At 68.4% G+C, this 13,293-nt stretch carries 11 protein-coding genes; 4 read left to right on the top strand and 7 right to left on the bottom strand.

Annotated features, from left to right (window positions below; translation table 11 throughout):
• Positions 1 to 158 precede the first annotated feature (158 nt).
• The 3 genes from murI (at position 159) to C556_RS0113995 (ending at position 2,522) form a co-directional block, all read left to right on the top strand.
• Positions 159 to 971 carry a glutamate racemase gene (gene murI, locus C556_RS0114005; protein WP_018748881.1) on the top strand — a complete coding sequence of 271 codons (813 nt, stop codon included), beginning with the start codon at positions 159 to 161 and terminating at the stop codon, positions 969 to 971.
• A 476-nt stretch (positions 972 to 1,447) separates the two neighbouring features.
• Entirely contained in the window at positions 1,448 to 1,795 is a 348-nt protein-coding gene (locus tag C556_RS0114000; RefSeq protein ID WP_018748880.1) for a CidA/LrgA family protein, read from the top strand.
• A complete protein-coding gene (locus tag C556_RS0113995; RefSeq protein WP_018748879.1) occupies positions 1,788 to 2,522 on the top strand; it encodes an LrgB family protein in 735 nt (244 codons plus the stop codon). Before C556_RS0114000 ends, C556_RS0113995 begins: the two co-directional genes overlap by 8 nt.
• 112 nt (positions 2,523 to 2,634) lie before the next feature.
• On the opposite strand, the gene C556_RS0113990 is transcribed toward C556_RS0113995, so the two are convergent.
• The 7 genes from C556_RS0113990 to C556_RS21765 form a co-directional block, all read right to left on the bottom strand.
• A complete protein-coding gene (locus C556_RS0113990; protein WP_018748878.1) occupies positions 2,635 to 3,105 on the bottom strand; it encodes a hypothetical protein in 471 nt (156 codons plus the stop codon).
• A 182-nt stretch (positions 3,106 to 3,287) separates the two neighbouring features.
• On the bottom strand, positions 3,288 to 3,788 hold the full coding sequence (locus C556_RS0113985) for a putative pterin-binding protein (protein WP_018748877.1): 501 nt from the start codon (positions 3,786 to 3,788) through the stop codon (positions 3,288 to 3,290).
• Positions 3,785 to 5,896, bottom strand: coding sequence for an ATP-binding response regulator (locus C556_RS21770; protein WP_018748876.1), 2,112 nt, complete (start codon positions 5,894 to 5,896; stop codon positions 3,785 to 3,787). Before C556_RS21770 ends, C556_RS0113985 begins: the two co-directional genes overlap by 4 nt.
• 259 nt (positions 5,897 to 6,155) lie before the next feature.
• Positions 6,156 to 6,692: a putative metalloprotease CJM1_0395 family protein gene (locus tag C556_RS20500; protein WP_157236190.1), complete on the bottom strand. Its 537-nt coding sequence runs from the start codon at positions 6,690 to 6,692 to the stop codon at positions 6,156 to 6,158.
• Positions 6,693 to 6,840: 148 nt separating this feature from the next.
• Entirely contained in the window at positions 6,841 to 9,015 is a 2,175-nt protein-coding gene (recG, locus tag C556_RS0113970; protein WP_281166344.1) for an ATP-dependent DNA helicase RecG, read from the bottom strand.
• Between the two features lie 57 nt (positions 9,016 to 9,072).
• Positions 9,073 to 9,696: a DUF6273 domain-containing protein gene (locus C556_RS0113965; protein ID WP_018748873.1), complete on the bottom strand. Its 624-nt coding sequence runs from the start codon at positions 9,694 to 9,696 to the stop codon at positions 9,073 to 9,075.
• Between the two features lie 41 nt (positions 9,697 to 9,737).
• The gene (locus C556_RS21765; RefSeq protein WP_018748872.1) at positions 9,738 to 10,790 is read right to left on the bottom strand and encodes a rhomboid family intramembrane serine protease; all 1,053 of its coding nucleotides are present in this window, start codon (positions 10,788 to 10,790) and stop codon (positions 9,738 to 9,740) included.
• Between the two features lie 323 nt (positions 10,791 to 11,113).
• Here C556_RS21765 and C556_RS0113955 point away from each other — a divergent pair, with 323 nt between their 5' ends.
• Positions 11,114 to 12,592, top strand: coding sequence for a PTS transporter subunit EIIC (locus C556_RS0113955; protein WP_018748871.1), 1,479 nt, complete (start codon positions 11,114 to 11,116; stop codon positions 12,590 to 12,592).
• Positions 12,593 to 13,293: the final 701 nt, after the last annotated feature.

The raw sequence follows: 13,293 nt of genomic DNA, 5'->3' as shown, positions 1-13,293 counted from the left end.
CCTGCCACCCCTCACCCCTCACCCCTCACCCCTCACCCCTCACCCCTCACCCCCCCCGTTTCACTCCGTAGCATCGCCCCGCTTCTGGCCGTCATCGTGGCGGCGTAGAATCGCGCGTTTCCGGTCGCGTCGGTCGCGGCCGTGCGGAGCCGTATTCCATGTCCACCCCAGATCCCCGCAGTGCCATTGGCGTCTTCGATTCCGGCATCGGCGGCCTGACCGTCGTCCGGGCGCTGATGGATCGTCTGCCTTTCGAGAACATCACCTACTTCGGCGATACCGCGCGCGTGCCGTACGGCGTGAAGTCGGTCGCCACCATCGAGCACTACACCCAGCAGATCGTCGACTTCCTGCTGCACCGGCAGGTCAAGCTGCTGATCATCGCCTGCAACACCATGGCCGCCGTGGCCGCCGACGCGGTGCGCGCCAACGCGCCGGTGCCGGTGCTCGACGTGATCGAGGCCGGCGCGGCCAACGCGGCGGCGCTTACCCGTTCCGGCGGCATCGGCGTGATCGGCACGCCTACCACCATCAACAGCAACGCCTACGCCCGCGCCATCCACCAGCTCAACCAGGATTGCCGCGTCTATTCGCAGGCGTGTCCGCTGTTCGTGCCGCTGGTGGAGGAGGGCTGGCTGGACCACGCGGTGACGCGCATGACCGCCGAGGAATACCTCAAGCCGGTATTCGTCGAGCGCATCGACACCCTGGTGCTCGGCTGTACCCACTACCCGCTGCTCAAGCCGCTGTTGCAGGACGTGGCGGGCGGGCATATCCAGCTGGTCGATTCCGCGATCTCCATCGCCGACGAGGCCGCCGAGCTGCTGCAAAGCCAGGGCCTGGCCAACCCCAGTCGCGAGCGCCCGCAATACCGCTACCACGTGACCGACGTGCCGGTGCGTTTCCAGACCATTGGCGAGCGCTTCCTGGGGCGCAGCCTGGGGCAGGTCGAATTGGTCGCGTCTTTTTGAGCTTGGCGGACAGTGGCGGTTTGCTACGTGCAGCAAGCGTCCGGCGGAGCCGGACGCGCTATTTGAATGGTTTGCGAGTAGCGACGCATCCTGATTGATTCCACTCCCCCCGCCCTCGCCGCCGCGAGGGAGCCTCGCTGCGCTCGTGGGTGGCTTTGGTGGGCGGGGTGAGGCGCGCGTATGCGGTGAGGCGTGGTCCAAAGGCGTCGGTGGCGTGCCTCGCTAGTTCCACGTTCCCGTGCTGTCGCGAGCAGTCCTGTCGCATGGGGCCAAGTCCCGAAGCCGGGCCGGCAGTTTCTTTCCCCTTCTTGCCTTTCTCTGTGTGCTCCGTGTTCTCAGTGCCCTCTGTGTCCACAGACTTGCCCTTTGCGGCCCCGGCCCACGGCGCGTATTCGCTCGGATATCCCAAACGATTTTGGCTGGCGCGGCGGCTGGGCTAAGGTAGCGGCTGGGTGTGTGGTGCTGGAGGGATTCCGATGTTGTATGGGCTGACCGTGATCTGTGCGTTTCTGCTGGCTGGCGAGTTGCTGAGCCGGCTGGCCGGGGTGCCGGTGCCGGGGGCGGTGCTGGGCATGCTGCTGTTCACCGGCTGGACGATGTGGCGCAAGGACATCGAGCCGCGGGTGGCGCGGGTGGGGGCGGGGTTGTTGCGCTATCTGCCGTTGCTGTTCGTACCCGCCGGGGTCGGCCTGATCGAGCTGGGGCCGCGGCTGGCGCAGGAGGGTGTGGCGATGATCGCGGTGCTGGTGCTGTCCACCGCCATCACGCTGGGCGTCACCGCGCTGACCTTGCAATGGCTGTTGCGCAGGCGCTCCCGTGGTTGACCCGGCCGCGCACTGGCACGAAGCCACCGGCTGGCTGCGGGCGTATCCGGGCCTGTGGCTGGTGGTGACCGGGGCGGTGTTCCTGCTGGCGGACAAACTGTTCCGCGCCGGCGGGCGCTTTGCGCTGCTGAACCCCGTGCTGCTGTCGATCCTGGCGCTGATCGCCATCCTGCACGGCTTCGGGGTGTCGTATGCCGACTACTTCGCCGGCGCGCAGATGATCCACCTGCTGCTGGGGCCGGCGACGGTGGCGCTGGCGATGCCGCTCTATCTCAACCTGCACCACGTGCGCGCCTGGCTGGTGCCGTTGACCCTGGCGCTGGCGGTGGGCTGCGTGGTGGGCATGGTCAGCGCGCTGGCGCTGGGGCAGTTGTTCGGTCTGTCGCCGGCCACGCTGCTGTCGTTCGCGCCCAAGTCGGTCACCACGCCGATCGCCATGGCGCTGGCCGCGCACCAGGGCGGCATTCCGGCGCTGACCGCCAACGTGGTGATCCTGACCGGCGTGCTCGGCGCGGTGGCCGGTCTGCCGCTGATGCGCTGGCTGAAGGTGGACGATCCGATGGTGCAGGGCTTTGCGCTGGGGGTGGCGGCGCATGGCATCGGCACCGCGCGCGCCTTGCAGGAATCCGAAACCGCCGGGGCCTTCGGCGGTCTGGCGATGGGCTTGAACGCGGTGCTGACTTCGCTGTTGCTGCCGCTGATCCTGGCGTTCTGGCCGGGTCTCTGATCGAACCTTTGAGCTCGGCAACCATGCTTGGCGTGGGATAGGCCGTCGGGCCCCCGTTGCTCGATGGCTTGGCCGATCTGGATGGGGTGCCCGGTCCGGGAAGGTGGTCGTGTTACAGCAGCCCGAGGGTATCCCGGTCGTAGATGTCCGGCGCCCAGAAGCCGATGCTGGCGTCGTCGGGTCTGGCGCGGTTGCGGTTGACCACGATCACCAGCCCGTCGAAGTAATAGGTGGCCGAGGGCAGCCGGACGCGTTCGCGCCGGGCGGGGCCGAGCAGCTTGTCGATGGCGGCGCGGTCGCGCTCCAGCGACAGCCCGTGCGGCAGCGGGTGGGCGAAGGCGCGGCGGAAGGTGACGCCGGCCAGGATGTAGGCCCCGTCGCTCTTCCTGGGCAGCAGCGATTCCTTGTCGAAGGTCAGGCGCGACTGGAAGGTCAGCACCAGCGTGCCGTCGTCGCTCGCCATGTCCTCGGTGGCGCCATCGGTCTCCGGCCGCCGCGTCACGCCATGGGCGGTCAGGAACTGATCCAGCGCCGGGTGGTTGCTGCTGTGGCCGAGGAATTCGATGAGGCGTGCGGTATCCATGTCCTTTCCTGTTGCTGGTGCCGGCGCGCGATGCCGGCCGAAGTCGCTGTCGATGCCGCGCTTGCGCCCGGCAAGGGCCGAATCATCGCATCCATTGCCGCAAATTGCATGGGTGGCGGCGCAGGGGCGGGCATTTGTGTGGGAAATGGCGACAACGCCGGCCCGGGGCGAAGCGGCGTTCGCTAGCGCACTTCGATTTCCGACAACTGCCACACGCAGCGGCGGAAATACTCGGTCTGCCGCAGGGCGGGGGCGCTGGAGAACGGATACATCACGAACAGCGGGCCCTTGTCGCGCACGCTCATGGGCTTGCCGTTGCGCTTGCGGGCGACGATCACGTCGTAGCGTTCGACGTCGTCGCGCGGCACGGCGATGGCGTAGTCGTTGAGCGCGCGCAGCAGCAGCTGGCGACCGGGCAGGCCGGCCTGGCGCAGCACATCGCGCAGCAGCGGCCCTTCGAAGTGCTGCGGCTTGGGATACCACGGCGTGCTGACGACGTAGCCGTGTTGGGGCAGGGCGGCCAGTTCGGCGTCGCTGAAGGCCTGCGCCGTCGGCGTGTCGTCGGTGGCGCCGATGCCGCGCACCACCAGGATGGTCGCATCGTCGGGGGATTCGCCGGCGGCGGCGCTGCCGGTGAACAGGGCGAAGCCGACGATCAGGCCGGCGAGCAGTCTCGGAATCATGGTGCGGGGATATGCGATAGCGGGGTGAGGGCGGCCAGTGCCTGCAGGGTCTGGCGGAACAGGTCGCGGGCGGCGGCGTCGCCGCGCTCGGTGGGGGTTTCCTCCAGTTCGCCCAGCGCGTGCGCCAGGCGCGGCGTGCCGATCTGCAAGGCGATGCCGCGCGCGCTGTGGGCATGGCGCCGCCGTTCGCCGTCGTCGGCTTCGGCCAGACGCTGGTCGAGCAGGGTCTCGATGCGGGCCAGGCCGCGCGCGGCCAGTTCGTACCAGCGCTGCGCGGTGCAGCCGAGCTGGGCCAGCGCGTCGGCCTCGGCCAGCAACAGCGGTGCGGTGCCGGCGGCGGCGGGTGGTGCCACGGTCTCGCCGCGTACCGCCTGCACCAGGGCCAGCGTGGAGAACGGCTTGGGCAGCCATTGGTCGATGCCGGCGGTGCTCAGCCGCGATTCGTCCGGCTTGAGCCCGGCGCTGATCAGCACCGCGCGGCCGGGCCAGCGCCGGGCGCGCAGCGCGCGGGCGGTGGAGACACCATCCAGCGCGGGCATGTTGTAGTCGAGCAGCACGCAGTCGTAGCCGGGGTCGCGCCCCAGCTCGTCGAGGATCGACAGGCCGTTGTCGGTATCGAACACGGTGGCGCCGGCGCGCAGCAGGATGTCGCGCATCAGCTCGCGGTTGATCTCCTGGTCCTCGGCGATGGCCACGCGCAGGCCGTGCAGCGACGGCTGGGCGTCGGGGCGCTGTGGCGCCGGCAGGGTGGTCGGCTGGGCGCGCACGGTGGCGATGAACAGCGAGCCGTGGCCGGCGGCGCTGTCCACCGTGATGTCGCCGCCCATGTGGCGGGCGTAGCCGCGGCTGATCGCCAGCCCCAGCCCGGTGCCGCCGACCAGCTTGCCGCTGGCGGTCTGCTCGAAGCGGTTGAACAGCCGGTCCTGTTCCTCGGGGGCGATGCCCAGCCCGGTATCGCGCACCATGGCGCGCAGCAACAGGCCGTCGCCGCTGTCCACGCAGTCGAGCAGCACGCGCACCGTGCCGCGGTCGGTGAACTTGATGGCGTTGCCGATCAGGTTGATCAGGATCTGCTGCCACTTGCCGCCGTCCAGCAGTAGGCCCGGCGGCAGGCCGGGGTCCAGCGTCAGGGTGAAGGCCAGGCCCTTGGCGGCGGCCTGCGGCTCGAACAGCGCGGACAGCGCCTCGGCGACGGCGGCGCTGGACAGCGGCGCTTCCTGCAACTGCACCCGTCCGGCTTCGATCTTGGCCACGTCGAGCACGTTGCCGATCAGGCCGGTGAGGTAGTTGCCGCTCTGCAACACGTGTTCCAGCTGGCGGCGCTGCGCGTCGTCGCGCGGCTGGGCCAGCGCCTGCTCGGTGTAGCCGATGATCGCGGTCAGCGGGGTGCGCATTTCGTGGCTGACGCCGGCGAGGAAGCGGGTCTTGGCGGCGCTGGCCTCCAACGCCGCGCTGCGGGCGTCGTCCAGCTCGCGGCTGCGGGTCTCGCTGCGCCACAGCTCGCGCAGCGCGATGGCGGCGAAGAACAGCAGCAGCAGGAACTGCAGCACCAGCATCGCCATGCGCCAGTCCCCAAGCCGCACGATCAGCCGTTCGTTGTTCACCAGCCGATCGCTGAAGTGGCTCTGGATCTGCTGCATCGACAGGTAGAAATTGGGTTCGAGCGCATCGACCACCCGGTTCAGGCGCTCGACTTCGTCCGGGGTGATGCCGCGCTCGAACGCTGGATCGAACGCCTTGAACATGCCGTTCACCGGCGCCAGCAGCCGGCGATAGGTGTCGGTGTTGCCGAACAGGCTGTTGAGCGCGCCGTTCTGGGTGTCGAGCACGCGCCCGGCCAGGATGTCATAGCGCAGCTTGAGTTCGGGCAGCGCGCCGGGGTCGCGTCGCGCCAGCCGCACCGCGGCGACGAACTGCATGAACTCGCGGTTCATGGCGAAGGTGTTCCACAGCTCGTCCTGGGCGCCGTAGTCGGTTACGCCGGACAACTGGGTGCGCAACTGGTATTCGAACCAGGTGGAAAGCGCCAGGGTGCAGCACAGCACGAACAGGGTGACCCATAGTGCGGTGCGGACACGGCGCGGCATGTCGAGCAGGAAGGCGAGCACGTATGAAAGCGCTTGAAAATCGGCGACGGCGTGGAGTGTAACGGTAAGGACGACGGCATGCCATGTGTCGCCGTCAGCTGGTTGTGTACAGGTATGTTTGTTTTCTTGTAACGGCTGAAAGACGCGCCCAGGCTGGCGTTGTGCTGCACGCTTTGCCGGGCTTGCCGTACCGGCGATCGTCAGGGCGGATGACGTATCCGGCGGCGCTGCGCAGGCGGTGAGCCGCGCGGGTCACCACGATCGGGAGAGCAACGCGCGCTTACGCCTGGGCGGCGAAGAAGCCGCTGGGCATGCTGTCGTCGTAGCCGCTGTAAGCGTCTGAAAGTTGCCGCTGGGTGCCGCTCTGGCTGGCCAGTTCGGCCTGGGCCTGCTGCTCCATCGCCTGCGCCTGGGCGGCGATGCTGCGGTCGGGGCCGGAAGGATCGGCGGGCGCCAGCGCGGCGGCCTGGATGGCGCGCGCCTTGCGGATGGTCTCCTCGGGGGTGCGGCCGGGCGATACGTCGATGCGCACCTCGCCCGCCACCGCGTATTGCTTGCCGTCGGGGCCGGTCTGGAGCGAATAGCTGGGGCCGCCCTGGGTAAGGCCGCTGCCGGCGGCCATGTGCGCCTGCTCGTGGGCGCGCACCTTGCGGTCGATGTTGGCCAGCTTGTCGGCGTAGGCCTGCTCTTCGGCGCTCAGCGGCTCGCCGACCTTGTGCGCACTGCCGCCGCCGAGGCCCGTCGTCGAGTACGACGAGGTGTTCAGCCCCGAATACGGCGTGGTCTGCAACGAAGAAGGTCCGGTACCGGCAAGCATGGCGACTGGGCAGCAGAGCGGATGAGTTCTTGAATTTTAAATCTTTTTCCCGCGCGTGGCGCCGGTCGGGGCCGGTCTGGCCGTGGCGGGCCTGCCGCTGGTCGCCCCATGGTGACAATCGGCGGAAATCACCTCATCGCCGGTCGCGCTACACCCGCAGCAGCGCTTCGCGCCCGGGCAGCCAGCGGTCCAGGTGCGCCAGCGCCGCCGCCTTATCGTCGGCCAGCAGCCCTTCGGCCGCTTCGCGCGCGGCGTCCACCAGATCGGCGTCGGCCTCCAGGTCGGCGAAGCGCAGCATCGGCACGCCCGACTGGCGCACCCCGGCCAGCTCGCCGGGCCCGCGGATGCGCAGGTCCTCCTGGGCGATGACGAAGCCGTCGGTGTTCTCGTAGATCACCCGCAGCCGTTCCTTGGCGGTATCGCCCAGCGGGCCGCTGTACAGCAGCACGCACAGGCTGGCGTGTGCGCCCCGGCCGACGCGGCCGCGCAACTGGTGCAGTTGCGACAGCCCCATGCGCTCGGCGTGCTCGATCACCATCAGGCTGGCGTTGGGCACGTCCACGCCCACCTCGATCACCGTGGTGGCCACCAGCACCTGGATGCGGTTGGCGATGAATTCGGCCATCACCGCGGCCTTTTCGTCCGGCTTCATCTTGCCGTGCAGCAGGCCGACGGCCATGCCCTCCAGCTCTTCGGAGAGCTGGGCGTGGGTGTCGACGGCGGTCTGCAATTGCAGAGCCTCCGATTCCTCGATCAGCGGGCACACCCAGTACACCTGGCGGCCCTCGGCCACCTTGGCGGCGATGCGCTCGATCACCTCGTCGCGCCGGGCGTCGCTGATCAGCTTGGTGACGATGGGCGTGCGCCCCGGCGGCAGTTCGTCGATCACGCTCACGTCGAGGTCGGCGTAGAAGCTCATCGCCAGCGTGCGCGGGATCGGGGTGGCGCTCATCATCAACTGGTGCGGGCTCTGGCCCTTGGCGCGCAGCGCCAGCCGCTGCGCCACGCCGAAGCGGTGCTGTTCGTCGACGATCACCAGCCCCAGGTTCTTGAACTCCACCTGCTGCTGGAAGATGGCGTGGGTGCCGACCACCAGTTGCGCGGTGCCGAGCGCGGCATCCTCCAGCGCGCTGCGCTTCTGCCTGGCCTTGAGCGATCCGGCCAGCCACGCCACCTTGATCTCCAGCGGCGCCAGCCAGGCCGACAGCTTGCGGTAGTGCTGCTCGGCCAGGATCTCGGTCGGCGCCAGCAAGGCCACCTGGTAGCCGCACTCGATGGCGTGGCAGGCGGCGATGGCGGCGACGATGGTCTTGCCCGAGCCCACGTCGCCTTGCAGCAGCCGCTGCATCGGGTGCGGTTGCGCCAGGTCGCGCGCGATATCGAGCAGCACCCGGTTCTGCGCGCGGGTGAGCTTGAACGGCAGCCCGCCGACCAGCCGCGCCGCCAGCCGGCCCTCGGGGGCGATGCGCGGCGCGTTCTTCTCGCGGCGCGCGGCGCGCGCCATGCGCAGGCTGAGCTGTTGCGCCAGCAATTCGTCGAATTTCAGCCGCCGCCACGCCGGGTGGGTGCGCTGTTGCAGTGCCACGTTGGGGATGTCGGGCGTCGGCGCGTGCAGCAGCGCCACGCTGCCGGCGAAATCGGGCAGGCCGTAGGCGTCGCGCACCGCGTCGGGCAGGGTGTCGGGCAGCGGGCAGGCGCGCAGCGCGCGGTCGATCAGCTTGCTCAGCGTGGCCTGCGGCAGCCCGGCGGTGGTGGGGTACACCGGCGTCAGTGCTTCGCTGAGCTGATTGTTGGCGCCGACGCTGCGCACCTTGGGGTGCACCATCTCGTCGCCCCAGAAGCCGCGCCGGATCTCGCCGTAGAGCCGCACCCGCTTGCCCACCGCCAGCTGTTGCGCCTGGTTGGGATAGAAGTTGATCAGCCGCACCACCAGCATGCCGCTGGCGTCCGCCACCCGCGCCACCAGCTGCTTCTTGGGGCGGAACATGGTTTCGCAGGTCTGCACCTCGCCTTCGACCAGCACCGGGCCGCCGACCGGCGCGTCGGCGATCGGGCACAGATGGGTTTCGTCCTCGTAGCGCAGCGGCAGATGCAGCACGAGGTCGAACGGCCGGGTCAGGCCCAGCTTGGCGAGCCGGCTCTGGATGCCGGGGGCGAGGGTGGACAGATCCATGGATGGTGAACGAATGTTCGGTCGATCGGACTTTAGCCGGTTTGGCCGCCGGGGTGAAGGCGCGCGACGTTCATGGCGCGGCCCGATGCGTGAAATGCCCCGCAAGGCGGTAAACCGGGCTTCTTTCGGCCGCAATACCGTAAAGCGCACCGCCGGTGAGGCGCGGTGCCGCCAGCAGGGTCTTGTTCGCCGCGCTTTTCCTTCACCTCACAGTTTCAGCCACAGGGATGGACGGACGCCGCCGCGGTGGTCGCCGGTGGAAGGATGAAAACAGGAGCTGATGTTGCATTTGAGGATATTGTTGCCCTGGATGCCGATGTTGCCATCGCCGTGGATATACGCCGCTTTCACACTGACGCGGCCGGGCGAGCGTAGCCACCACCACCATTCGTATCCCGCGAACGTCGATCTGCGTTTGTCGTTGTTCTCGTCTTTTCGCTGAAACCAATAGTTCTGGTTTTTCCCGCGGTTTTGCAGTTTTGCGCTGCTGTCGCCGAAATAGCGGCAGACCGCTTCCTCGATGCTCAAAACGAATACCTTGTCCTGCGTATCGACGCCGCCCGGCGAGCCATGCCACGGATTGTCCGGGGTGTGAAGGTCGGTGGCGAGGATTCTGGAGCGATCCGCTTTGCTGAATTTTTCATGGAATTCGCCGTTGAGGTATTTCCTCAGCGCGCAGTCGGCCCAGGTGATGGGCTTATAGGAATCGTGGTAAATGCGTAGTTCCGCGATGTGTTCGGTGATCAGCAGGGCGGCATCGTCCTTTATATCCAGCACGCGCCAGTCATGCCCCCCGAACGGCACGATGGCGCCGACATTGAACTCCCTCATTGGTCATTCCTCGATCGGAAATCACAGAAAACCGTGGCGCTTCAGTCTGGCTTCGTTGCCAGTCGCAGCGCCAGCGTCGGCCACAGCCGATCCGCCTGCATGCGGTAGCGCCAGTCCGGCGCGAGGTAGCCGCTGCCGCGCCAGTTGCCCTGGTTCACCCGGTACTGCGCCAGCCGCAGGTTGCAGTAGTGCGCCAGCTCCGTCGCCAGGCGATGCTGGGCGTCGTCCAGCGCCAGCGTGGCGGCGTGCTGCTGGGTATCCACGCAGGCCTGCCATGCCGCCACCGCCTGCGTCAGTTCCGCCGTGCGGCGGGGTGTCGGGGTGTCGCGCCAGAAGGCGTCGAAATCGCTGTAGCGCGCCACGGTGGACAGGCTGTCGTCCAGCGTGCGCTGGAACCACAGCCGGTCCGACGACTGCCAGCGCACCACGCCCGCCAGCGCGCCGGACGCCAGCAACAGGCAGACGACGCTGCGTAGCCACACCGGGCGACGGCGCGCCGCCCAGACATAGCTCCAGGTGAGCAGCGCGCCGCCGGCCAGTCCGCCCAGGTGGCAGGCGTTGTCGATGCCATCGATGGCGAAGCCCAGGCCGACGTTGAGCACGATCACCTGCGCGATCTGCCGCAGCGCCGCGGCATGGCCGGGACCGCCACGGCGGCGCATGGCCAGCAGTAACGCGAAATAGGCGCCGGCCAGGCCCATGATCGCGCCCGACGCCCCGGCGCTGAGCGTGTTGGCGTTCCACAGGGCGCTGGTCAGCCCCCCGGCGATGCCGGCGACCAGATAGACGCCGACGAAGCGCGGCGTGCCCAGTTCGTGTTCCACCAGCGGCCCCATCACCGCCAGCGAATACATGTTCACCACCAGGTGGATCACCCCGATGTGCAGGAACATGCTGGACAGCAGCCGCCAAGGCTCGCCGGCCAGCGTCAGCCCGTGGGTATTGGCGCCCCACTGCACCAGCGCCGCGCTGTCCGGTCCCAGCAGCGGCACGCCCAGCGACAGTTGCACCAGGAACACCAATACGTTGGCGGCGATCAGCACCACGCTGGCGGGAGCGTGGCGGAACCAGGAAAGCGGGGGCAGCAGGCGCATGGGCGGAAGACGGTGAGGACGGCCTGCGGATGGTAGGCCGAATTCGCGCCGCGACGCGAGCGCGGCGCGCGAATCCGCATCCGGAATGCCTTGTCTTTGCCTCGCCACCGATGGCAGACGGGCAACCGCCGCCCATCGGCCGACCGGCACTGTCGCCAACGGCAGCATTCCCAGCGGGAGGGCGATTACTGCGTGTTATCTAGTAGGTGAGGTGTGAGGAGTGAGGTGTGAGGGGTAACGTCAAAAGCACCGGCAACAGCGCGGTTTTGACGTTGCCTTTGCACCTCACTCCTCACACCTCACTCCTCACCAAAAGGACTGCCATGGCCGAAGACCATCGCAAGATCGCCGGCGACATCCTGGCCTTGATCGGCGGGGCCGAGAACGTCGAGCAGCTGACGCACTGCATCACGCGGCTGCGGCTGGTGCTGCGCGACGAAAGCCGGGCGCAGGCGGACGCGCTGCGCGACGTGCCGCTGGTGAAGGGCGCCTTCAGCAACAGCGGGGTATTCCAGATCGTGATCGGCTCGGGCGAGGTGGAGCGGGTGCACGCCGAGCTGACCGAACTGATCGGCGCCGCCCGCGTCGAGCCCCCGCCGCCGGTGGAGCCGCGCCTGCGCGACATCGGGCCGCGCACCCTGGAGGCGCCGCAGCGCGTGGTGCGGGTGTTCGCCGACGTGTTCGTGCCGATCCTGCCGGGGCTGGTGGCCGCCGGCCTGCTGATGGGCATCAACAACCTGCTGGCGGTGCCGGGGCTGTTCTTCCCGGGGCAGAGCGTGCTCACCGCGCTGCCGCGCTTCAACGGGCTGTGGCACATGGTGTCGCTGATGGCGAGCACCGCCTTCGTGTTCCTGCCGGCGCTGGTCGGCTGGTCCGCCGCGCGGCGCTTCGGCGGCAGCGAACTGCTGGGCCTGGTGCTGGGGCTGATGCTGGTGCACCCCGACCTGCTCAACGCTTCGCACTACGGTCGCGCCGCCGCCGGCCTGAACGGCGTGCACATCCCGTATTTCGACATCTTCGGCCTGTTCCAGGTGGAGCAGGTGGGCTACCAGGGGCAGATCCTGCCGATGCTGGTCACCGCCTGGGTGATGAGCCGGGTGGAGCGCTGGCTGCGCGGCCACGTGCCGGCCGGCGCGCAGATGCTGGTGGTGCCGATCACCACGCTGGTGATCAGCGGCGTGCTGGCGCTGGCGGTGATCGGCCCATTGACGCGCCACGCCGGCGCCGGCATCGCCCAGTCCATCGTCTGGCTGTTCGACACCCTGCCGCTGGCCGGCGGGCTGCTGTTCGGCCTGCTCTACGCGCCGCTGGTGGCCACCGGCATGCACCACATGTTCCTCGCCGCCGACCTGCAATTGATCGCGCACCAGGGCGGCACCTTCATCTGGCCGATGATCGCGCTGTGCAACGTGGCGCAGGGCAGCGCCGCGCTGGGCATGGCGTGGGTGGCCAAGCACGGCAACGAGCGCGGCATGGACTGGACCTCGGCGGTATCGGCGTACTTCGGCATCGCCGAGCCGGCGCTGTTCGGGGTGAACCTGCGCTTCAAGTTCCCGTTCTACGCCGCGCTGATCGGCTCCGCCGTGGCGACCACGCTGGTGTCGTTGCACCACGTGGAAGCCAGCGCCATCGGCGTCGGCGGCCTGCCGGCGGTGATCTCGGTGGTGCCGGCGCAGATTCCGGTCTATCTGATCGCGGTCGCCATCGTGCTGGTGGTGCCGTTTGTGCTGACGTGGTTGTTGTCGAAGCGTTATCGGCGGTTGGAGGTGGTGGATCCGGTGGCGGTGGGGGCGAGTTGTTAGGGGGGGGCAGCGGTGGCTGCGACTGCGACTGCGACTGCAACTGCAACTGCAACTGCAACTGCAACTGCAACTGCAACTGCAACTGCAACTGCAACTGCAACTGCAACTGCAACTGCAACTGCAACTGCTTGGAACCCTGTTAGCGCCTTCGGCGCGTGGATTGACGCCCTCTGCCGCCGTGCGGGCGGGTTCATTTCTTTTGCACGGCCAAAAGAAACGAACCAAAGAAAAGGCCGCCCCGCATACGCGCCCCTGCGGGGTACCCTCGCGCCGGACAATCGGGTCGGCGGCTGCGAAACTCGGTCGCTGCGCGCCCTCAAACAGTCCTCGCCGAAACCCCGCCCCGCTTGTCCTCTGCTCGGCGCTGCTGAGGGGCCCCGGGCAAACCATCCTCACCCCCGGCCCCTCCCCTTGAAGGGAAGGGGTGACGCGTGCCAGTACCTGCGGGTGAATCAGCATCCTTCGCAGCCCCAAAAGTACAAGCCGGCGTTTGTTTTTTTCCCACTTCCCGTCGCACCCAACGGGGGTTCCTCCCGTTACGTGGCGCCGAGGAGGGAGCGAGACCTTAGGCTCGCGACCGACGTAGGGAACCCCGGAGGGGCGCAGACGCGGGGCTCCTTTTCTTTGGTTCGTTTCTTTTGGAGAAGCAAAAGAAATGAACCGGCCCGCCCGGTCGCGAAGGGCATCAATCAACCGCGCCG

Source organism: Chitiniphilus shinanonensis DSM 23277, from assembly GCF_000374805.1.
Lineage (GTDB): Bacteria > Pseudomonadota > Gammaproteobacteria > Burkholderiales > Chitinibacteraceae > Chitiniphilus > Chitiniphilus shinanonensis.
This window is presented reverse-complemented; position numbering and strand designations above follow the sequence as displayed.